This is a genomic window from Haloarcula sp. H-GB4 (genome assembly GCF_030848575.1).
Taxonomy (GTDB): domain Archaea; phylum Halobacteriota; class Halobacteria; order Halobacteriales; family Haloarculaceae; genus Haloarcula.
The window spans coordinates 1,225,397-1,247,004 of record NZ_JAVDDX010000001.1 but is presented as its reverse complement, the minus strand read 5'-3'; the positions used below and the strand labels follow the sequence as shown (position 1 = coordinate 1,247,004).

Genomic DNA, 21,608 nt, shown 5'->3' with positions numbered 1-21,608 from the left:
AGAACCGTGGGTTCTGACGGATGAGCAATGGCTATTCAGGGTTCGCGGGCCGAAGAACCGGCCGGCTACACGTTCGACGACCTCGCTGTCGTTATGGGGACGTACAACGAGGAAGAAGCGATCGGCACTGTTCTCGACGATATCGCGACAGTAACTGACGGGCGTGCAGAGGTCGTCTGTGTTGATGGGTCCAGCGACCGGACACCGGAGATTGCCCGCGACCACGGTGCGACAGTCACCGAACAGGAACCGCAGGGGTACGGCGTGGCGGTCCGCGAAGCCGTGCTGACACCGGATCGGCCGGTCGTCGTCACGACGGACTGTGACGACACGTATCCGATGGAACGTCTGCCTGACTTCCTCGCGGAAATAAACGACGGGGCCGACGTTGTCAGCGGCGACCGGCTGTACTACGGGGCTGAACAGATGCCTGCGATGAACAAACTGGGGAACGAACTGTTCGCGCTACTCGCGAGCGTACTCATGGGCAAGCGCGTCCACGACACGACCACTGGAATGCGCGCCTACCGCCGTGAGGTCCTCCAGAAAATCGTCTGGACTGAGAACACCGGACTCTCGGCTGAACTCCTCATGCGGCCGCTGATGCGGGGGTACGACGTGCGTGAGCGTCCTATCGAGTACGACGAGCGGAAAGGCGAGACGAAACTCGACCCGTTCTCCGGCGGGGCCGCCATCGCAAAGTCTATCGTTCGGGTGGCGCTGGAAGAGCGGTTCCGGTAACCCAGCAAGAAATCGGTGACGGGAGCCGGCTCACCGGTCGCTCGGTGGTTGCTGGTAGCTACTTGTGCCGCCGGGGTAGCCCTGCGGATTCTCGATACCGACAAGCTCGCCGCCGGTCGGTGAACTGTACAGCGCGAACAGGAGGTCGTTGACGAGGTAGTAGCGTACGCGGTGCCGCGGGTCGCCATGTGGGTCCGGATCGGAGACACTGACACCCATTCCTCGTAGCGTTTCTTCCTGTGTTTCTGTGTCTAGCGCAGTGAAGACGGTGTCCTCCCATTCTCGGGTGTAGGCGTCCAGATCCGCAACGGCACTCGCCATTTCTGTCGCCCGCTCTGGGTCTGCCTCGACCCGCCCGGCGACGTAGCTGTCGACAAACTCCTGTACGCCCGCTACCTCGCTCGGGTAGACAATAGCGGCGACGGCGCGATACGCCTCGCGCTCGTGGTCGCCGAACTCCGATTCAGACCTGCCAGTGCCGTCCTCGGCTGAATCGGCAGTATCGTCGTCTCCTGATCTGTCCCAAGCGAGCGCCGCCGCGCCGCCGGCGACAGTGACACCCGCCGCGCCGAGTGCTTTCAACGCATCACGTCTGGTGAGTTCGTAGTCAGTCATCGATGGGTTTCACGTATCTTCGGTTGTGGTGGTTGCGTTCATGCTGATTCCGTCGCGATGCGTGCCCGGGACGTAGGCTGCTTCGCCGCCGCAGCGGCGCTGGTCCTTACACACTTCGAGCCGCGGCGTCAGTGCCCGGACGCTGTCGTCCGCCTGTGCAACCGGGAGTTCCGCCCGGTATTCGAACCCTGCGCCGGTGCCGTAGTCGACGAACATGATGAGCGTGACCGACCCGTCTTCTGGCGTCGGCACGCCGACCTGCTCGTCGATGCCATCGCCGGTGAGCCGCGTCCGGTTCCGATCAGTCGAGAGTTGCAAATCCAGCCTGTCAGCGCCAGTAACCGTCGCGTAGTCGTTCTCACCCTCGCTTGTGAGCCGTATCGAGACCAGCGCAGCCTGCTCTGGAACTGACGCCGATACGTCCGTCCGGACCGTCTGGCCCGCCGCCACAGACACCGGCTGGAGTCGCGGCTCGACGGGCAGCCCCAGATACGGGACCCACTCGCCGCGGAACACGTAGCGGTAATAGTTCCGGTCTGGGTAGGCGTCGACCACGTCGAACTGGCGGTGTTGCATCGCATAGACAGTGTCGCCGTCGAAGCCCGGGTCGTTGCGGACCGACTGGAACGGATGATTGAGCCAGTCGCCGTATGGTGTCGGGAGCAAGACGAGACTGTTGTCGAGGTCCCGCTCCTCGAACGGCTCGTAGGCCTGTTCGAACTGCTGAGTCACTTCATAGTTAGCTGAGACCGGGTCGGCCGCCGTCGTGACGGCCGCGCCGCCGCCTACCGCCGCGCCACAGAGCGCCACCGCGAGCAGGACTGGGCGAACACGGTCGGCGCTGATCCGCTCGGTTACCAACTGCCGCGTCCACCGGGCAACGGCAACGACGCCGACGGCACCGAACGCCGTCAGCGGGACGAGCATATCGACGTGGTAGAACGGCCCCAGAAAGGTTACCAGACCGTCTGTCGGGTCCGAGAGGTCGCCGAGCATGTTTACCGTGCCCCAGAAGTAGCCGTTGCCGAGCGGGACCGTCAGGAGGACGCCGGCCAGCGCCGCCTGTCGGCTGTCTATCCCGCGGCGCACGATGGCCCCGAGCCCGGCGGCAGCCGCTATTGTTCCCAGCGGACCGGCGACGACCCACTGTGTGGCAAGCTTCCAGAGGAGTTCGGCGTTCGCGTCCAGAGACATCGCTGGCGTGAACTCCCGTGAGTAGCCCAGAATCTCACGGTAGCCAAAGCCTGGCCCGTCCTCCGGGGCGAACACCTCGTACGGGAACAGCATGGCAGAGCCGGTAACAGTGCGGTTGTACACGAGCGTCGCGCCGACGCCGGTGAGCCCGCCGACGGCAGTCAGCGACAGGCGCGTGAACCGCGCCGGGTCGCGCGCCCGGAGCGACCACAGCGCGTGGATGATGAACGGCGTCGCAAACAGCACGGCGGTGTAGGGCCGCGCAAAGAAAGCAACGCCAATCGAGAGCCCGGCACAGGCTGCCGTCTTTCGGCTCCCGGTCCGGTCGGCGTGGAGATACGCTGCGGCGAATCCAAGGTTCCAGAGCGCCGCCGGGACATACGAAAGGAACACCGAGGCGTCGATGAGAAAGAGCGGCGACCCGAGCATGAGGACGGTCGCTATCACCCCCGTTCGTGCATCGAACGCCTCGCGGACGGTGTGGTATGTCAGCGCTAGGACCCCAGTCCCAATCAGGCCGAGCGCGACGCGGTACCCGCCGAGTAGCTTCCCGACGGCGAACATCGCCGCCGGAACCGGCGCGTACTTCGGATACAGCCGTCCGCCGTCGGCTACGAAAAACCATGGTCGGAACGCCTCCTCGACTGGCGGGTACATGAACAGTTGCCCCTCCAGCAACATCGCGGCCTGCTGGAGGTAGACACCCTCATCGTGGTTAGTGGTGTGGTGCGGAAAAACGACGTGTGCGAGCGTAAAAACGATGAGCCCACCGAGCAGTGCCACCAGCCCCGCCTGTACCCCCGGCTGGCGCAGTCGCTTCATTCCGTCGGATACCAGGCCAGGTCGTGGTCAGCGGTCAGGTCAACCTCGACGGGTTGGCCCGGTTCGAACGTCTCGACGTGGTTGTGCATGCAGTGGACGACGTCGCCGCTGTGGAGTTCGACCCGATAGACGAACGAAGGGCCGTTGTACTGGCGGTGGACGACGTAGCCATCGGCTTTGGACTCGTTTGTCGGCATCGCCTGCAGGTCATCAGGTCGGACGAGTACGTCGACCATCGCGCCGTTGTACGCCTCGACCGGCCCGTTCAGCAACTCGACATCGAACGAGCCCAGCCCCGTCTCGATGCGGTCGTTGGTCACCCGGGCCGAGAGGAAACTCGCTTGGCCGAGGAAGCTCGCGACGAAGCGACTCTCGGGGTTTTCGAACACCTCTGCTGGGTCGCCGATCTGGGCGATGGTTCCGTCGTTCATGATGGCGACGCGGTCGCTTATCGACAGCGCTTCCTCTTGGTCGTGGGTCACGGAGATGGCGGTGACGCCGGCTCGCTTGAGGATTTTGCGGACCTCCTCGCGCATCTCGACGCGCAGGCGCACGTCCAGATTCGAGAACGGCTCGTCGAGCAGGAGGACATCCGGCTCCGGGGCCAGCGAACGGGCGAGCGCGACGCGTTGTTGCTGGCCGCCGGAAAGCTGGCTCGGCATCTTGTCGTGATGGGCCGAGAGGTCGACCAGTTCGAGCAGTTCGTCGACCCGTTCCGCGACGGCGTCTTCTTCCATCTCGGTCAGGCCGAAAGCGATGTTCTCGGCGACGGTGAGATGCGGGAACAGCGCGTAGTCCTGAAAGACGATACCGACGTTTCGTTCCTCGGGCTTCCGGAACGAGGAACCGTCGGCGATGACTTCATCGGCGATCGATATCTGCCCGTCAGAGGGGCGTTCCAGCCCGGCAATCATCCGGAGCGTTGTCGTCTTCCCGCAGCCGGACGGCCCCAGCAGTGTCAGCAGTTCGCCGTCGTTCACGTCGAGCGAGAGGTTCTCGACGGCGACTTCGTGACCGTAGTCCTTGGAAACATCGTCCAGTTCGAGGACAGTCCGGTTTGGGTTTGCCACCGCTGCGTCCACGTCGTCGAAGTCCGATGTTTGCTGTGTGCGTGTTTGTCGAGACATTAGCTTGTGTCCTCCCGTCGAAGAATGACCAGCATGGAGAGCCCGGAAAGGCCGACGAGCACGAGAGCCGGGACCGCCGCCTGTCCATAGTAGCCGGCACCCTGGACGAGCCAGATGTACGTGACGAAGGTTTCGAAGCCCGTCGGGCGTAACATCAGCGTTGCCGGCAATTCCTTCATGGTCGTCAGGAACACCAGTGCCGCTCCGGCGGCGATACCCGGGGCAACGAGCGGCAAGACGACTTTCCGAAATGCCGAGAGCGGGTGATAGCCCAGCGACCGCGCTGCTTCGATGTAGCTCGGGTCAACTTGGAGAATTGAGGATTCGGTCGCCCCGACAGCCTGCGGAAGGAACCGAATCACGTAGGCGAACACCAGCAGGATGACGCTCTGGTACAGGAAGGGGACGTATCGGAGGCCAAGGTACACCAGCGCCAGGCCAAGCACGACACCGGGGACGGCGTAGCCGACGTACGTAGCCCGCTCGGGAAGCGACGAGACACCTGACGTGCCGCGTGCGGAGAGATACGCTATCGGGAGCGCCGCCACGACACAAATAGCGGCCGCGGCGGCAGCGAGACCGACTGAGTTCCAGGCGTAAGACGCTTCGAACGCGAAGCCACCGCCGCTGTATCCCGTGCCGGAGCGCAGGAGCCACTGGAGCAGGATACCGATGGGCAACACCAGACACAGTGACGCAATAGCACCGCAAAACAGCAGTGCTGGGGCTTTCCAGTAGCCGAGCCTGATGAGTCCGGGCCGGTGCGAGCCGCTGCTGACGTAAGCACCGTCCCGCCCGGCGCTGAGGCGGGACTCAACCGCGAGGATGCCAATCGCCATCACGAGCAATAACATCGAGAGCACGGAGGCGTAGTCAAGCCGGCGAGCACCGAACTCGTTGTAGATCATCCGAGTGAACACGTCGTACTGCATAATCGCTGGTGTCCCGAAGTCGGAAAGCGCATACAGCGCCACCAGCAGCGCGCCAGCGGCGATTCCTGGTGCGATCTGAGGCAACGTGACGCGGCGGAACGCCTCCCAGCGGGTGTGGTTCAGTGTCCGGGCAGCCTCAACGACGGTTCCGTCGAACGACAGCAGCGACGCGCGCGTAGTCAAAAACACGTACGGGTACGTAAACAGCGTCAGCACAAGTATCGCGCCGTGTAGGCCGTATATCGTCGGAATTTGCTCGATTCCGAGCGGCGAGAGCAGGTCGGCGAGGACGCCACGGGGGCCAAACGCCGAGACGAACGCGAAGGCCCCGATGTAACTCGGGACGACCAACGGTAGCGCGGACGTAATCGTCCAGAACCGCTTGAACGGCAGATCCGTCTGGGCGGTGAGAATCGCCAGCGGAACGCCGATGAGAATCGATGCGACAGTGACGCCAGTCACCAGCGCCAGTGTGTTCAGCGTCACCGAGACGGTCGTATCGCTCGTCAACAGTTCGACCGCACGTGCGAACTCAATTTCGCCCGCCCGGAGAAACACCCACACCAGCGGCGCCAGTAACAGCAGCGAGATTGCCAGTGAGACCACTGCGAGCAGCGTGTGCGGCGACGAGTCTCGTTCCGACGTCGTCGCCTGCTCCCGAAGCCGCTCGTACCGGTCTTTTGTGCCCATATTAGAGGACGCCAGCGTCTCGCAATAAGTCAACGGTTCCGGCCACGTCAGCCAGTTCGGTCAGGTTGATCTCTGGCGGATTTAGTTCGTCGATGCGCGGCAGGTCACCAACCGGTGCGACACCCGGAATCATCGGATACGCGAACGTCCGGGTGGCGAAGAACTCCTGTGCCTCCGCCGAGAGGACGTGCCGGACGAAGTTCGACGCCAGGTCCGCGTTGTCGGTTCCGTTGATGATTTCGAGACCCGAGACGTTGACGAGTGCGCCAGCGTCGCCCTCGGTGAACGCGAGGCCGATCGGCGAGCTTTCGCGCGCAGACTGGACCCGAAGCGTGTAGTAGTGGTTGGCGAAGCCGGCGGCCAGTTCCCCGTCAGCACAGGAATTGGAGACGCGGAACTCGTCATCGTAGGTGCTGATACCATGGTCCTGCATCGCCTGAAGCCACGACATCGTCTCGTCGTCACCGCGAATGAGTCGCATCGCGGTGATGAACGATTGGAACGCGCCGTAGCTCGGCGCCCAGCCCATGCTGTTTTCGAGGGCGGCCGCCTCGGGGAACTCCTGCACCGACGACGGAATATCGGAGTCGGAAATCTGGTTCGTGTTGTACGGAATTGCTCGGGCTCGACCAGCGATGCCCACCCAGCGACCCTCGCTGTCTTGGTACGCGTCGGGGACTGTCGAAAGCGACTCTTCAGGGAGGCTCGTAGTCGCGCCAGCGTTTGCCACCGCACCGAGCGAGCCGGCATCGACGGACATGAACACGTCGGCAGGACTTGCGCCAGCATCGTTCTCCTCGATAATCCTGTTTGCGAGATCGCTGGAGGATTGCCGCCTGTGGTTCGCTGTGAAATCCGGATAGCGTTGTTCGAGCAGCTTAATGAGGTCGAGGTAGAGTCCGCCCTCGCCGCCACCGAGATATAGCGTCAGTTCGCCGCTGAGGTCCGGCAGGTCCTCAATCGAAGTCCCGCCGGGTGCCTCCCGCTGCGCGACCAGTGGGCCGGAGCCACGGAAGTCCGACAGGGAAATCTGCCCGGCGGCGGTTCCGGCCTCACCATCACTTTCGCTGTCGCCCCCACCAAGAATGGAGGAACAACCGGCAAGCGCTGTCGCGGCAGTCGCGCCACCGAGAGCAAGGAACCGCCGTCGAGACTGCGTCGCGTTACGTCCAGTCATATCGCTAGAATCACTCATTGTTTGATTTAGGGTTGCCTAAACAACTTAGGCCTTTCTAGTCGTCGGCGGTTGCGGGGACCTGTTCCGTCGCGGCGGCGTCCAGTTCGTCGAGACATTCCAGCCAGTCGAGCATGAACTCGCCGCAGTAGTTAAGGAAGGCACCGTTTTCCCAGTCGCTGAAATCGCCGTCGGCCATCGCCGTGGCGATCGCGTCGAACACCTCGGCGTAGGAGTCGGCGTCCGCACCGGCTTCGTCGACGATCTCCCAGACGTGCTCGTTGAGTTCGAGCCCGTGGACCTCGTTGGTCAGGTCTGAGAACGTCGAACGGGGCGCTTTGTTGTGCTCACACAGCGGGTCGCCGTTGTAGATCTGTTTGCCCAGCACGTCACAGGCCCGCTTGAGGAACACGCCCGACCAGATGTCGTCGAAACGGCCGACATCCCATTCGTTGTCGTCCATCGGGAGCTGGTAGAACGCCGGGATGACTTCACGGCGGAACGCAAGGTTCATCGAGCAGACGGTGAGGTACTGCTCCTCTGCAGCGACAAAGTCATCGCCGAAGTCCGCCCCGGTGGTACGAGTCTGGGCCTGTCCCTGCAGGTCGCCGTCCATCAGAATGCGAACCGCATCGAGGTCCGGCACGTTCGTCCAGAGGCCCTGCGAGGCGACCACGTCGTCGACGCGGGTCTGCTCGGTCGACACCGTCTCGTCCATCGCGGCGTAGGGGTAGCCACGCGGGTAGAGGCCGTGCTCGTCCTCGTTCTGGTAGAGGACGTTGACCCACTGTTCGTCGGAGCTGACTGTCTCAATCTCGCCCTCAAAGGCCAGATTCGACATGTGGGTGCCAAAGAAGTCCGCGTCCTCGTGTGGCAGCGTGTCGTCGTCGATGAACACACCGTACTCGTAGTCGTTGGCCCACATGTAGAGGAGGCCAAACGATGTCTGGGCGTGACTCGCTTCAGGAATGAGGTGTGAGTACTCACTCGCGCCGTGGGTCTCGAACCACGCCTCGCGTCCGGTCCCGTCGTAGACGGCCCCGTCGACGCCCTCCTCGTCGAGCATCTGTTCCATCGCGTCAGTGTCACAGAAGTCCTCCGTGATGAGCACGACGAACAGTCGGTCCAGATCAAACCCGTGGTCTCGGGCGTTCTGGAAGTACGACCGCATACATTCGTGGTTTCGAATCGTCGGCACCATCACGCAGATGTCGGGTGTCATGTACTGACCCTACCTCTTTAGGCTATCCTAAAAGATTTGGCGTTCTCACTTTGCTTCCCTCGTGAGTCTGTTTTCTAACTGTCATTTATTCTGTAACCGGCATATCATTATATTCCAAATCTGGCGTTTAATGTTGTATTAGGAGAACTATTATTTGGCTGTGCTTTGCCAGATTAGGTGATGAGCGTACGAAGCAACAGGGCTCCTGTCAACCACAAATGAACCTGGATAATCAAACCTGTGTCGTCACTGGGTCCTCACGCGGGATCGGTCGCGGAATCGCCAAAGACCTCGGTGCTCACGGGGCCAACGTCGTCGTCAACTACCGTTCCTCGAAGGCGGAAGCCCGTGCCGTCGTCGAGGATATCCGCGACAGCGGCGGCACCGCTATCGCGGCGCAGGCCGACGTGGCGAAACTCGATGAAGTCCGGGCGATGCGTGAGAAGGTGGCCGACGAGTTCGGTTCCGCAGACGTGCTCGTCAACAACGCTGGTATCACCATCGACAAAAAGTTCGAGAACATGACCCGTGACGACTGGGAGACGGTGATCGATGTCAACCTCGGCGGCGTGTTCAACGGGACGAAGGCTTTCTATGATGATATTCGTGATGCCGATCACGGCCGACTGATAAACATCTCCAGCGTCGTCGGCCAGCAGGGCAACATCGGGCAGGCCAACTATGCGACGACGAAATCCGGGTTGTTCGGCTTTACACGGACGCTCGCGCTCGAACTGGCACACACGGGTTCGACAGCGAACTGCGTCGCGCCGGGCTTTGTCAAGACCGATATGCTAGAGGAGGTGCCCGAACGCGTTCAGGAGAAGATTTTGCGGGAGATTCCGCTCGACCGGTTTGCACGCGTCGAAGATATCGCCGGCATCGTGAGATTCGTCGCCAGCGAGGATTCGAGCTACATGACAGGACAGGTACTTGGTGTTAACGGCGGGATGGAGTGGTAGGATGAGTCAACAGGAAGAACCAGACGACGAGACCACCCCCGACGACGCGGTCGAGGAACTGCGACAGAAACGGGCCGAGGCAGAACTCGGCGGCGGTGAGGCTCGTATCGAATCCCAGCACGAGAAGGGGAAGATGACTGCCCGCGAACGTATCGATTTCCTCGTCGACGACGGGACGTTCAACGAGGTCGATCCGTTCGTCGAGCACCGGTCAACGAACTTCGGCATGGAGGAGAAGCGCTTCGCCGGCGACGCAGTTGTCACCGGCTACGGTGAGGTCGACGGCCGGAAGGTGTTCCTGTTCGCCCACGACTTCACCGTACTCGGGGGCTCGGTCGGCGAGGTCGTCGCTGACAAGATCTGTAAGGTGATGGACCGGGCTATCGAGAACGGCGTCCCGGTCATCGGACTCAACGACTCCGGCGGCGCACGCATTCAGGAAGGCGTCGACTCGCTGGTCGGCTTCGCCAAGATATTCGAGCGCAACACCAAGGCCAGCGGGCTCATCCCCCAGATATCCGCGATCATGGGCCCATGCGCGGGCGGGGCCACCTACAGCCCGGCGCTGACCGATTTCACGTTCATGGTGCAGGACACCAGCCACATGTTCATCACCGGGCCGGACGTCATCGAGACGGTGACCGGCGAGCAGGTGTCGAAGGAGGAACTCGGCGGTGCGGGCTCACACTCCACCAAATCCGGTGTTGCCCACTTTTCATACCCGTCGGAGGAGGAAGCGCTCGAAAACATCCGCCGGCTCCTGTCGTACCTCCCGGCGAACAACATGGAGGACCCGCCGCGGGTCAAGCCGTGGGACGACCCCGACCGAGAAATTCCCGGTGTGACCGACATCGTCCCATCAGCACCGCGCAAGCCCTACGACATGACGAAGGTCATCGACGCTATCGTCGACGAAGGTTCCTTCTTCGAGGTCCACGGGAACTGGGCGCGCAACGTCGTCGTGGGATTCTCGCGGATGGACGGCCAGTCGGTCGGCGTCGTCGCTAACCAACCACGCGTGAGCGCGGGAACGCTGGACATTGACGCGGCGGAGAAAGCGGCTCGGTTCGTTCGCTTCTGTGACTCGTTCAATATCCCCATCCTCACGCTCGTCGACGTGCCCGGATTTATGCCCGGTACGGACCAGGAGCACAACGGTATCATCCGGCGGGGCGCGAAGCTCATCTACGCCTACGCCGAGGCGACGGTCCCGCTGTTATCGGTCGTCGTCCGGAAGGCCTACGGCGGTGCGTACATCGTCATGTCCTCGAAGTTCCTGGGCAGCGACGTGAACTATGCCTGGCCCGGTTCGGAGATGGCAGTGCTCGGCCCGCGGGGAGCCGTCAACATTCTCTACCGGAACGAAATCGCGGAGGCTGACGACCCGGATGCCAAGCGTCAGGAGCTGATGGACGAGTTCCGCGACGAGTTCGCCAATCCATACGGGCCTGCGAAACGGGGCTACCTTGACGACGTTATTGAACCGAAAGAGACGCGCAAGCGCCTCATTCAGGACCTCGATCTCCTGCAGCGCAAGCGCGAGGATACGCCACCGAAAGACCACGGCAACATCCCACTGTAACATGGCGACTCGCGATACACCACAATCGGACATGGAGACGGCGCTGCCTACTGACAGCGCAGACCCGGATGACCTGTCGCTGTCGATACCGGCGGACGCATCACAAGCAGAAGCAGCGGCTATCACCGCTGCGATCAGCGCACACCTGACTGACCGCCAGCGGGCCGCTAAAGCGCCATCACAGCGTTCGACTGTCGAATACGTCGACGAGTGGACGCTCGCTGGACGGCTGGCGAGCGTGGGCAAGCGCCGTCCTCCCACCAACGTCAAACGAGGCGAGGAGTGGAAGGCGGCGGCGCGAGCGTGGTACTAAGATTCAGTAAACTCCTGCAGTACTTCGAGGTCGCGGGTGGTCCGCATGAACTCCGACAGCGATCGCTCGGCCCCACAGTCGTCACACGCAAACTGTGTCTCCGGGGTCGGGAGGTCGGACACTTGCTCTTCCCAGGCGACTGAACACGCCGGACATTGTAACTGGAGCCAGGCTTCCTGCATATTTCGTGTGTGGTTAGCACGCACGGATATACTTTGTGTGGATTCTCACTGTCGGGGGCTGTGGCGCTGTTTGGCGATTCAGGGTAGTTTCGGCCTGCCTAAATATGGGAAGATTTAAATGAATTAGGCAAGCCTAAAAAGACATGAACCGACGAGAGTATATTGTTGCGGCCGGTGCCGGATTGGCGGGTACCGTCGCCGGCTGTTCGGGTCAGTCCGAGGCCGGAAGCGGTAGTAGCGACGGAACTGATGAGTCGACGGCGTCCGGGACGACGGCTGCGGAGTCGACTCAAACAGAGAGCACTGAATCGGCGGCTTCAAGCTACGCAGTCTCGATGGAGCCAGTCGGCGAGGTCACCTTCGAGTCAGCCCCGAAGGTCTGGGTCGCAAACAACGGCAGCTGGGCAGACATGGGGATTGCGCTCGGCCTCGATGCACCGGAGGGAGTCTGGCTGCCGTCGCGATATCACACTCAGTACTACGACGAGATACCGGGCATCAGCGTCGACGGGAACTCGATTCAGAAGCTGTGGGGTGACAGCGGCGTCGGGAAGGAACAGTTCTACGAAATCGATGCCGACATCCACGTCATGGACCCGAACTTCCTCCAGAGCCGCGGGTCTTGGGAGCAGTCGGATATCGACGAAATCGAGTCCCAGATCGCCCCCTTCTTCGGGAACAGTATCTTCTCGACGGGCTACAAGTGGCACGACTACACCTACTACACGCTATACGAAGCCTTCGAAAAGCTCTCACAGGCGTTCCAGCGAACCGACCGGTTCGATGCGTTCCAGTCTCTTCACGAGGAGTTCCAGACGAGTCTGGACGACATCATTCCGGACTCGAAGTCCGACCGGCCGAAAGTGGCTATCATGTGGGCCGGGAGTGACGAGCCGACGAGTTTCTCCCCGTATCTCATTGAGGACGGGACCAGTTTCAAACAGTGGCGGGACCTGCGCGTGCGCGATGCGTTCGCCACAACTGCTGTCAGGGACTTCCACGCCGACCGCAGTAAGGTCGACTTCGAGACCCTGCTGGACATCGATCCTGAGTACCTCCTCCTGCGAGGGCAGGAGAATAAGACGCGCTCGGAGTTCGAAGACACGGTCGTCAGTTTCCTCGAATCGGACCAGACCGGGAGTGAACTGACGGCAGTACAGAATGGGAACGTGTACCGCGGTGGGCCACTGTACCAGGGACCGATAACGAATCTGGTCCTCACGGAACGGGCCGCGTCGCAGGTGTACGACGTGGACCGGGAGCTGTTCGACCGCCAGCGCGTCGCCGATATCGTCGCTGGGGATCTGTAGGGAACCATGGTCGGACGAACGCTCGCGGACATCCGTGACAGGCTCTCGGACCTCAGCGTGGCTGTCGGTCCGTATCGTGTCGTCAGCGCCAGGACGGGCACGCCGCCGTTCCCAGTGTCGGGGATGCAGTTTCCGGACCGCGAAACAGCCGCCGAAGCGGCCAGTGTCGCGACTGCCTACCGAAGCGCCCTCCGTCGCTACGACCCACGTGTCACCGTTCACGGCCTCATCGTTTGTGAAGCGCCGTGGGGGACCGACGCCGTCAGGACTGCTCCGTCGTCGCTCCCGGAGTACTGTCACACGGTCGCCGGGTCGCTGTTCGAGGTGTTGTCGGGCCGTCATCGCTCCGTCGAACAGGCAGTTATCGACAGCTATCTCGAAGCGGCCGAGGAGACCGAGAACCGCGAGCGACTCTGTCTGGCGATGCTCGAAAGCATGGCCACGGCGCTCGCAGAACACCTCGACCCGGAACTACAGGCGGATACCCTCCGAGAAGCCGCCGGGCAATTGCCGCGAAAGCCAAGCGGACCCGAGCCGGTCCGGGACGCTGTCGTCGACCTCGAAACAGCGGGGGTAGTCGACGAGGCAGCAATCGAACCCGCGGCCACCGGTCCCGGCCGTTGTTCCAAATATATCACATTACAGAACTATCGTCCGACGCTGTCGGACCTTCGCTGTCCGGTATTGCCGATTGCTGTCGAGCTACTGCGTCGGACGAGTATCACGCCACAGATGGCCCAAGCGGAGCGAACTGCGGACGGCTGGCGGTTGCTCGTCTCACTAGCCGGTGACCAACCCGCCGAGGGGTTGTCGGTTGTCACGACGACTGCGTGAACATTCCACTCGTTCTATAGGTCAGACCGTAATACATACACGAGACCCCTGTGACGGCACAGGTATGGGAGTCGCAGTAATCGGCGCGTCAATGACGAAATTCGGGCAACGCGACGCCTGGATCCGTGAGTTGCTCTCGCAGGCGGGCGAGGAGTGTCTCACGGACGCCGGCGTCACGCCTGACGACGTAGAGCATCTGTACGTCTCGAACATGGCCAGCGGTGAGTTCGAGGGGCAGACGGGAATCATGAACCTGTTAGCCCACGATCTGGGGGTGCTTCCGGCCTACAGCGAACGGGTCGATCAGACCTCGTCCTCGGGCGGGGCCGGGACCTACGAAGCCTGGCAGTCAGTCGCCAGCGGGGCCAGCGACATGACGCTGCTGGTTGGCGGGGAGAAGATGACTCACAAGACGACGGGCCAGGCGACAGACATCATCGCCTCCATCACCCACCCCGACGAGTACAAACACGGCGTGACGCTCCCGTCCTTTGCCGGGATGACCGCCCGGCATTATCTGGAGCGCTTTGACGCCCCTCGGGAGTCACTCGCCCGGGTCGCAGTCAAGAACCACAGAAACGGCGTGGATAACCCCAAGGCGCAGTTCCAGAAGGAAATCACGATGGAAAAAGCGCTTGAGTCGCCCATCATTGCGGACCCGCTGCGGCTGTATGACTTCTGTCCGATTACGGACGGCAGCGCCGCGCTCATGTTCACGACGGAGGAACGGGCCAAAGAGATCACCGACGAGTACGCACTCGTCTCCGGTATCGGTGGGGCGACTGATACCCACGTTGTCCACGAGCGCGACGACCCGACAATCATGGGCGGGGTCGTCGAGTCGAGCAAACAGGCCTACGAGATGGCCGGTCTCAGCCCCGACGACCTCGACGTGGCCGAACTGCACGATATGTTCACCATTCTGGAGTTCCTCCAGTTGGAGGGCATCGGCGTCGCCGACCAGGGAACGGCCTGGGAGATGGCGATGGACGGCGCGACGGCCAAGGACGGCGAGTTGCCAATCAACACCTCCGGCGGGCTCAAATCGAAGGGCCATCCGCTGGGGGCAAGCGGTGTCGCGCAGGGCGTCGAAATCTACGAACAACTCGTCGGTGAGGCCGGGCCGCGACAGGTCGAGGCCGACACCGCACTGGCGTGTAACGTCGGCGGGTTCGGGAACTGTGTTATCACCACCATCATGGAGGCCGCAGAATGACGCTGGAAGCAGGTATGTGTTCGAACGGTCACGTCTCGTACCCCACGCATCCGCTGTGTCCTGAGTGTGGCGAGCCACAGGAAGAGAGCTTGGACCTCTCGGACCGGACCGGCGAAGTCGTCACCTGGACCCATTCGACAGCGACGCCGCCGGGCGTTCGCGAGCCCAACACGCTGGCTATCGTGGAGTTCGACGTAACTGATGTTTCTGGTACGAGCGACGAGTTCGTCCGCGCGCTCGGGCAGGTGACTACGGACGAGGTCGAAACCGGTGACACGGTTGCACCCGTCTACACCGAGGAACTCCGTGACCCCGACGCGGGTATCAAAGTCCCCGAGAGCCAGGACTGGGACGGCTACCGCTGGGATCCGGTCTGACCAGCTCTCCACATACTGTCGGATAATACGACTCTCTTTTGCCGGCGATACCGTCCCCTGCGCTTCGATAGTGTTGCTGACGAGGGCAGAGAGCAGTGTCTCACTCGAGAAGATGAGGAGGGTCGCGCCGCTGAGCAGACCGTAGCCGACACCGCCGGAGACGGCATAGAAGCCGAACAGGGCACGCCGATCTATACGGTCGAGACGGGTGTCGAATACGTCTCCGGGAGGGTCCCTGTTTCGGCCAGTTCTGTAATGCACTCTTCAACGGACTCCGTTCGGCCCGCGTCGGCATAGGGGGCTACCTGTACGAGATTGCCGTCCTCGTAGACCGCGAGACAGACGGCTGGCATGACGAGTTCCCGGCGTTTCTCGCCCGTCGTCGAACTGTAACAGAGCCGGGTGTCGAAAAACGGCGCGAGGCAGACGCCAGACTCGCGGGCCCAGTCCGCGAACTCGTTATACAGGTCCCGCTCGGTCCCGTTACCGGGGCCCTGCAGCGGGACGCGTTTCTCCCATTCGACCGTTTCGATGTCATCGAGTACGCCACGGCACACCAGCTCCTGTAGCTCACGTTCGATAGCGGTGCAACGTTTCCGTGATGGCGCGGGGAGGTCAGATCGGACGAACAGGGTCGCCCGACGACCGCCCGGAGCGGTAGAGCTGGACATCGGTATCCATACCTTCACCCCCACAATAATAAATCATTATGTTTTATATAATATATTTATCACACCGCACTATATCCCTTACTCCTCGTCGTTTCCGTCTCCGTTTTCAGTCCCGGTGTCATCCTGACCGGGGCCTTCGATATCGTCCTTTATCGATCGTAGTTCGGCGTCTACGTCCACGGGAACGTCAGTAACTTGCTCAGGGTTGACCGCCTCACCTCCGTCAGACTCATCGGCTAACCTGTCCCGGATCTGGTTGCGTAATTGTTGAGCTTCCTGAATGAGCTCGCGGGCTTCCTCATCTTCTGGCGTCCCTTCCACAGCCTGCTGGAGGTCCGTCAGCGCACCATCGAGACGAGAGAGCGTGGCCCGGCTCAGGTTACTTGCGCGTTGTCGCACTTCATCCGAGGCAGAGCCTGTCGATGTCGGCCGCCCCTCGGCCATCCGAAGGGCTCGCCGGAGAAGCTTCAGCGCCTCGATGTTGCTCTTCAACACGAGAATGACTGCAGGGATGGTTACATCGCTGGTAAATCGGAGGAGTTCACCCGGTGTCGGCGGCCGCGGGAGGCCGCTATCGGTCGTTGGCTCGACCTCCGTCTCTAGCTCCTGTAGCGTCGTAACGAGGTCCGTAACCAGGGCGGTAAGATCGTCGTCCGAACTCATATCTCTCTCTTGTCGCCTCGGATACTAAAGGCCGCGCCGTGTCGGCGATCAGCTTCGGGCCGTCTTTGTTTTCGGTGCAGGGGCTGTATCTACAGTTGATTAGGTCAACCAAAATCCTTTTAGCTTTAGGGGTGCCTAACTCAGGTAATGCCATCACAGACGGACGATGTCGAGACCTCCGAGGACCGCCCGGACGTTGCAGCACTGGACAGCGGTGCTGACAGAACCGTGTTTACCGAAGACGGGAACCGAGACGGCTGGATTTCGACCGACGTCACTGTTGACCTTCGACGATAGTCCGTTCATCCCTCCGCATCGCGTTTCTCTTTCCTTCGAGTCTCGGACTGCGTTCTACCCGAATAGTTCACGCCACGCTACACAGCCTGGGCTAGGTGGTGACTATCCGGCGGAAGAAACTGAGAGAGAAAGCCTTGTGCTGAGAGTTAGTCGAGGACGAGCGTGTCGTCTTCGAGGTAGTGTTCGATGTGGTGGGCGTCTTCCTCAGTTTGCACAATGATTTCCCGGAGGATCTGCGCCGTGGCGTGGTCACCGAGGTTCTCCGCAAGGTCGATGTGATCACGGAGCGACTCGATGATGTCGCCGTACATCTCGAGGTCGTTTTCGAGCGACGTCCGGATGTCGTACACATCCTGTCCTTCCGGCTCAACCGACGCGTGCTCTTCCTGTGCCTTGCCGCCGGCGATAGGTGTGCCACCGAGGGCCTGTGCCCGCTCTGCGAGTTCGTCGGCTGCTTCTTCGGCGTTTCCAGCAGCATCGCCGAGGAATAGGTGGAGGTCACGGAACTCGGCGCCCTCGACGTTCCAGTGGTGCTTCTTGACCTGATGGTACAGCGTGTATGTGTCCGCCAGGTCCTGATTCAGCGCGTTGATTACCTGCTCGGACTTCTCCTTGTCGAGGCGGAGTTCGTTCTCTTCGACATTCCCGAACTCACGTCGGACGTGCTCTTGTGTTGCCATAGTCATCTTATTGTACTGGTGGAAGCCACTTAAAGATTGTTTTGTGAAAATATGTTTTCGGGAACCCAAAAATTATATTCTCAGATGGAATGGCTGGTTACCTGAACTGAAATATTGTCCGATGATCACAACCGCCGCTTTAGCCCGGACTCTGTACCTGAGATGAAAAGGAACACCCTACTGCGACGACGGTCGGGAAACAACGAGCGCGACGACACTTTCGTCGATAGCGCTGCTTTCAACCGCTGTTTCACGGAGGACCTGTTCCTGATGGACTGCGACGACCGCGGCGAGCAAGTAGTCGTCGAGCCCGAGATGCGTGCCGTACTCTTCCCAGACGTTCTCTCTGACGGCCATGAAGAACGTCTCGGGCGTACGGTGTAGCACCGCGTCATCGAACCGCTTTCGCCACTCGTAAACGAGATCTTCGACGCCCGGAGTCTCACGCATCGTTCGCTGATGGTCGGCGAGCGCGGACCGCAATTGCTCTTCATCGACGCTGTTTGTCCCCGCGACCCCACGGACCACCTCGTCGTCAAACGGTGCTAGGAGTGTTGCGTCAGTCATCGGACGCCGCTACGGGGGTGATGAACAAAAGCACCGTCACACCGAAATCGCGGTAATGAATCGTCTAGATTCCCGCTCACTGGGAGTTCCCCACATCTATATTCCGGCCCCACTGTAATCACTGAGTAGAGGCATGGGACGATTATCGACGTTGTTTGCGCCGGAACGTGTCGCAGTGGTCGGGGCGACCGATTCGGAGGGATCCGTCGGTCACGCGGTCACCACGAACCTGCTCGATTCGTTTGCAGGGGAGGTCGTGGCCGTGAACCCGAACAAAGAGACAGTACTTGGATTGCCGTGTTATAACAACCTCGACGGCCTGGAAGATCCCGGGTCGGTCGACGTTGCCGTCGTCGTCGTACCGCCGACGGTGGCGGTCGAGGTCATCGAGAACGCCGGGGAAGCGGGTATCGAAAACGTCGTCGTCATCACTGCTGGCTTCGGTGAGACCGGCAGTGATGGGGCCGAACGCGAGCAACGGCTCCGAGACGCGGCCAGCGAATATGACCTGAATCTGGTCGGCCCGAACAGCCTCGGCGTGATGTCGACTCCCGTCGGGCTCAACGCCACCTTCGGTAATGAGATGGCTAGCGACGGCGACATCTCCTTTATGAGCCAGTCAGGCGCGTTCATCACCGCCGTCCTGGACTGGGCTGCCGAGCGCGATGTCGGCTTCAAGGACATCGTCTCGCTCGGGAACAAGGCAGTACTCGACGAGAGCGATTTTGTCGCCGAGTGGGGTGACGACCCCGACACTGACGTCATTCTGGGCTATCTTGAGGACATTAACGATGGGTCCTCGTTCGTACAGACGGCTCGCGAGGTGACACAGGAGACGCCGATTGTGCTTGTCAAGTCCGGCCGCACAGACGCGGGTGCGAGCGCGGCCGCCTCCCACACCGGTGCGATGGCCGGCTCAGAGCGGGCCTACGAGGCAGGCCTCGACAAAGCCGGGACGCTCCGCGTTGAATCCGTACAGGAACTGTTCGACTACGCACAGATCCTCGCGGGCCAGCCGCTCCCGGACGGAGACGAAATCGCCATCGTCACAAACGCCGGCGGTCCCGGCGTGATGACGACCGACGCTGTCGGCGACTCGGACCTGCAACTCGCGCAGTTCGGTGACGAGACGTTCTCCCGGCTCCGCGAGGAGATGCCCGACGAGGCCAATATCTACAACCCGGTCGACATCATCGGCGATGCTCCCGCGGAGCGCTTCGAGACAGCGCTCGAAACGGTTCTCGCGGACGACAACGTCTCGATGGCCGTCGTCGTCGCCTGTCCGACGGCAGTGCTTTCCTTCGAGGACCTCTCGGAACGCATCGTCGAACAGCAGGAGCGGTTCGAGAAGCCCGTTGCGGCAACGTTGATGGGCGGGAAGTCAGTCGACGCCGGTGCGAACGTCCTGAGCGAAGCGGGCGTGCCGAACTACTTCGACCCGGCCCGCGCCGTCGGAAGTCTGGACGCTCTGAGACGCTATCGCGAGATCAGGACAACCGACTACGAGGAGCCGACGACCTTCGACGTGGACCGCGAGCGGGCCCGTGAGATACTCGAATCCGGTGCCCGGCGCGGGTCGAACCGGCTCGGCGTGGAAGCGATGGAACTGCTCGACGCGTATGGGATTCCGACACCACAGGGTGATGTCGTCTCCTCGCCCGTCGAAGCGGAGGCTATTGCCGAGGAGATCGGCGATGATGTGGTGATGAAAATCGTCAGTCCGGACATTCTGCACAAGTCTGACATCGGCGGCGTCGAGGTCGCTGTCCCCGTCGAGGAGGTCCGTGACACCTACGAGGATCTCGTCGTCAGGGCGCGGAACTATCAGGAAGACGCGACGATTCTCGGCGTTCAGGTACAGGAGATGGTCGACCTCGACAACGGCGTCGAGACGATCCTCGGGATGAACCGGGACCCGCAGTTCGGGCCGCTGCTGTTGTTCGGCCTCGGCGGTATTTTTGTCGAGGTGCTCGAAGACAACACTGTCAGTGTCGCTCCCGTCAGCGAGACCGAGGCGAAAGGAATGCTCGACGACATCGACTCCGCGCCGCTGTTGCGCGGTGCCAGGGGCCGCGACCCCGTCGACGAGGCCACGCTCGTCGAGACAATCCAGCGGCTCTCGCAACTCGTCACTGACTTCCCCGCAATCGTCGAACTGGACATCAACCCCCTCGTCGCGACACCAGACGGGGTACAGGCGGTCGACCTGCGACTCACCCTCGACCAGGAGAAACTATGACCGACACGAACACGCTACTCGTTACATCGCTTGAGGAAGGTATCGGCAAGACGGCTATCACGCTCGCGCTCGCGACGCGTGCTCACGACGCGGGCTACGATGTCGGCTACATGAAGCCCAAGGGAACGCGTCTGCGGAGCGCGGTCGGCAAGACACGGGACGAGGACCCGATGCTCGCCCGCGAACTGCTCGATCTGGAGACCGACCTCCACGACATGGAGCCCATCGTCTACTCGCCGACGTTCATTCAGGAAGCCATCCGCGGGCGTGAGGACCCGGATGACCTCCGTGAGCGACTGCAAGAAGGCATCGAAACGTGTTCGGATGGAACCGATATGCTCCTTGTCGAGGGGAGCAGCGACCTAGCGACTGGCAGTATCGTCGACCTCACAGACATCGATATCGCGGAGTTGCTTGACGCCCGCGTACTGTTAGTCACCGGCTACGACACGCCCAGTGACACGGACGAAATTCTGTCTGCGGCCGAAGCGATCGGTGATCGACTCGATGGGGTTCTGTTCAACGGCGTCACCGATGCGACAGTAGATGAACTCGCCGATGACGTGGTCCCGTTCCTCGAAGGAGAAGGAATCCCAGTCCACGGCATTCTGCCGCGTGACCGCTCGCTCGCCGGCGTCACGGTTGCCGACCTCGCCCGGAACCTCGGCGCTGACATCCTCACTGGTGATGCCAACACCGATGTCCACGTCGAGCGGTTCAGCGTCGGCGCGATGAGCGGGAGCAGCGCGCTCGAGCGCTTCCGGCGGACACGCGATGCTGTCGTCGTCACCGGTGGCGACCGGTCGGAGGTCCAGACTGCGGCCCTCGAAGCGTCCGGTATCAACGCGTTACTCCTCACCGGTGGGTTCCAGCCCGCCAGTGCGGTCATTGGACAGGCGGCCGAGAAAAACGTTCCAGTACTGTCAGTTCAGTCAGATACACGGACGACGATAGACAGAGTCGAGGAAGTGCTCCGAACCGGACAGACCCGGAATGAGGCAACGGTCGACCGTATGCGGACGCTACTGGACGACGGCGTCGACGTCGAGTCGCTGCTGTCAATCGACCTCTAGCACCGTCGTTTCGGCTGGGCGGTAGCCCGTTCCTAACGGAACACGGCCCGTTGCTGAGGGGAAATCTCCAGATGAAACGTGCCTTACTATTTTAGTGATCGGTAGTCAATCATCAGATGGAGCCT

22 protein-coding genes are annotated in these 21,608 nt (G+C 61.7%); 11 read left to right on the top strand and 11 right to left on the bottom strand.

Annotation, left to right across the window (positions count from 1 at the left end; all coding sequences use genetic code 11):
- Window positions 1–27 precede the first annotated feature (27 nt).
- Window positions 28–741: a dolichyl-phosphate hexose transferase gene (locus RBH20_RS06545; RefSeq protein ID WP_306706710.1), complete on the top strand. Its 714-nt coding sequence runs from the start codon at window positions 28–30 to the stop codon at window positions 739–741.
- Between the two features lie 30 nt (window positions 742–771).
- Here RBH20_RS06545 and RBH20_RS06540 read toward each other — a convergent pair whose 3' ends face one another.
- From RBH20_RS06540 to RBH20_RS06515, 6 genes are read right to left on the bottom strand one after another with little or no spacing between them, the layout of a single operon-like run.
- Window positions 772–1,356 carry a gluconate 2-dehydrogenase subunit 3 family protein gene (locus RBH20_RS06540; RefSeq protein WP_306706708.1) on the bottom strand — a complete coding sequence of 195 codons (585 nt, stop codon included), beginning with the start codon at window positions 1,354–1,356 and terminating at the stop codon, window positions 772–774.
- A 9-nt stretch (window positions 1,357–1,365) separates the two neighbouring features.
- Entirely contained in the window at window positions 1,366–3,372 is a 2,007-nt protein-coding gene (locus RBH20_RS06535; protein WP_306706706.1) for a glycosyltransferase family 39 protein, read from the bottom strand.
- Window positions 3,369–4,499, bottom strand: coding sequence for an ABC transporter ATP-binding protein (locus tag RBH20_RS06530; protein WP_306706704.1), 1,131 nt, complete (start codon window positions 4,497–4,499; stop codon window positions 3,369–3,371). Before RBH20_RS06530 ends, RBH20_RS06535 begins: the two co-directional genes overlap by 4 nt.
- Complete coding sequence (locus tag RBH20_RS06525; protein WP_306706702.1) at window positions 4,499–6,121, bottom strand: iron ABC transporter permease; 1,623 nt, start codon at window positions 6,119–6,121, stop codon at window positions 4,499–4,501. The genes RBH20_RS06530 and RBH20_RS06525 overlap by 1 nt, the downstream gene beginning before the upstream one ends.
- A 1-nt stretch (window position 6,122) precedes the next feature.
- Window positions 6,123–7,298, bottom strand: a complete 1,176-nt coding sequence (locus RBH20_RS06520; RefSeq protein WP_306706700.1) for an extracellular solute-binding protein — start codon at window positions 7,296–7,298, stop codon at window positions 6,123–6,125.
- A gap of 55 nt (window positions 7,299–7,353) precedes the next feature.
- Window positions 7,354–8,517 (bottom strand): alpha-1 4-glucan-protein synthase, encoded by a 1,164-nt coding sequence (locus tag RBH20_RS06515; RefSeq protein ID WP_306706698.1) that lies wholly within the window; start codon window positions 8,515–8,517, stop codon window positions 7,354–7,356.
- A 218-nt stretch (window positions 8,518–8,735) separates the two neighbouring features.
- Between RBH20_RS06515 and RBH20_RS06510 the strand changes: the two genes are divergently transcribed.
- The 3 genes from RBH20_RS06510 to RBH20_RS06500 are packed head-to-tail and all read left to right on the top strand — an operon-like array spanning window position 8,736 to window position 11,374.
- Entirely contained in the window at window positions 8,736–9,479 is a 744-nt protein-coding gene (locus RBH20_RS06510) for a beta-ketoacyl-ACP reductase (protein ID WP_306706696.1), read from the top strand.
- Window position 9,480: 1 nt separating this feature from the next.
- A complete protein-coding gene (locus RBH20_RS06505; protein ID WP_306706694.1) occupies window positions 9,481–11,061 on the top strand; it encodes an acyl-CoA carboxylase subunit beta in 1,581 nt (526 codons plus the stop codon).
- 1 nt (window position 11,062) lies between these two features.
- Window positions 11,063–11,374 (top strand): hypothetical protein, encoded by a 312-nt coding sequence (locus tag RBH20_RS06500; RefSeq protein ID WP_306706692.1) that lies wholly within the window; start codon window positions 11,063–11,065, stop codon window positions 11,372–11,374.
- Here RBH20_RS06500 and RBH20_RS06495 read toward each other — a convergent pair.
- Window positions 11,371–11,556 (bottom strand): hypothetical protein, encoded by a 186-nt coding sequence (locus tag RBH20_RS06495; RefSeq protein WP_306706690.1) that lies wholly within the window; start codon window positions 11,554–11,556, stop codon window positions 11,371–11,373. The two genes, RBH20_RS06500 and RBH20_RS06495, sit on opposite strands and share 4 nt — an antisense overlap.
- A 143-nt stretch (window positions 11,557–11,699) precedes the next feature.
- Here RBH20_RS06495 and RBH20_RS06490 point away from each other — a divergent pair, with 143 nt between their 5' ends.
- The 4 genes from RBH20_RS06490 (at window position 11,700) to RBH20_RS06475 (ending at window position 15,293) form a co-directional block, all read left to right on the top strand.
- Entirely contained in the window at window positions 11,700–12,866 is a 1,167-nt protein-coding gene (locus tag RBH20_RS06490; RefSeq protein WP_306706688.1) for an ABC transporter substrate-binding protein, read from the top strand.
- 6 nt (window positions 12,867–12,872) lie between these two features.
- Entirely contained in the window at window positions 12,873–13,700 is an 828-nt protein-coding gene (locus tag RBH20_RS06485; RefSeq protein ID WP_306706686.1) for a hypothetical protein, read from the top strand.
- 64 nt (window positions 13,701–13,764) lie between these two features.
- On the top strand, window positions 13,765–14,916 hold the full coding sequence (locus tag RBH20_RS06480; protein ID WP_306706684.1) for a thiolase family protein: 1,152 nt from the start codon (window positions 13,765–13,767) through the stop codon (window positions 14,914–14,916).
- Window positions 14,913–15,293, top strand: a complete 381-nt coding sequence (locus tag RBH20_RS06475; RefSeq protein WP_306706682.1) for a Zn-ribbon domain-containing OB-fold protein — start codon at window positions 14,913–14,915, stop codon at window positions 15,291–15,293. The genes RBH20_RS06480 and RBH20_RS06475 overlap by 4 nt, the downstream gene beginning before the upstream one ends.
- 191 nt (window positions 15,294–15,484) lie before the next feature.
- Here the strand turns inward: RBH20_RS06475 and RBH20_RS06470 are convergent, their stop codons facing one another.
- Both RBH20_RS06470 and RBH20_RS06465 read right to left on the bottom strand, forming a co-directional pair.
- Window positions 15,485–15,964 carry an HTH domain-containing protein gene (locus RBH20_RS06470; protein WP_306706680.1) on the bottom strand — a complete coding sequence of 160 codons (480 nt, stop codon included), beginning with the start codon at window positions 15,962–15,964 and terminating at the stop codon, window positions 15,485–15,487.
- Window positions 15,965–16,042: 78 nt separating this feature from the next.
- On the bottom strand, window positions 16,043–16,627 hold the full coding sequence (locus tag RBH20_RS06465; RefSeq protein WP_306706678.1) for a hypothetical protein: 585 nt from the start codon (window positions 16,625–16,627) through the stop codon (window positions 16,043–16,045).
- Between the two features lie 147 nt (window positions 16,628–16,774).
- Here RBH20_RS06465 and RBH20_RS06460 point away from each other — a divergent pair, with 147 nt between their 5' ends.
- Window positions 16,775–16,924, top strand: a complete 150-nt coding sequence (locus tag RBH20_RS06460) for a hypothetical protein (RefSeq protein WP_004961340.1) — start codon at window positions 16,775–16,777, stop codon at window positions 16,922–16,924.
- Between the two features lie 146 nt (window positions 16,925–17,070).
- Here the strand turns inward: RBH20_RS06460 and dpsA are convergent, their stop codons facing one another.
- Both dpsA and RBH20_RS06450 read right to left on the bottom strand, forming a co-directional pair.
- Entirely contained in the window at window positions 17,071–17,604 is a 534-nt protein-coding gene (dpsA, locus tag RBH20_RS06455) for a DNA starvation/stationary phase protection protein DpsA (RefSeq protein WP_306706675.1), read from the bottom strand.
- A gap of 177 nt (window positions 17,605–17,781) precedes the next feature.
- Window positions 17,782–18,171 (bottom strand): hypothetical protein, encoded by a 390-nt coding sequence (locus RBH20_RS06450; protein WP_306706673.1) that lies wholly within the window; start codon window positions 18,169–18,171, stop codon window positions 17,782–17,784.
- A 133-nt stretch (window positions 18,172–18,304) separates the two neighbouring features.
- Here RBH20_RS06450 and acs point away from each other — a divergent pair, with 133 nt between their 5' ends.
- Window positions 18,305–20,410 (top strand): acetate--CoA ligase alpha subunit, encoded by a 2,106-nt coding sequence (gene acs / locus RBH20_RS06445; protein ID WP_306706671.1) that lies wholly within the window; start codon window positions 18,305–18,307, stop codon window positions 20,408–20,410.
- A complete protein-coding gene (locus RBH20_RS06440; RefSeq protein WP_306706669.1) occupies window positions 20,407–21,483 on the top strand; it encodes a phosphotransacetylase family protein in 1,077 nt (358 codons plus the stop codon). Before acs ends, RBH20_RS06440 begins: the two co-directional genes overlap by 4 nt.
- The last annotated feature ends 125 nt before the right edge of the window (window positions 21,484–21,608 follow it).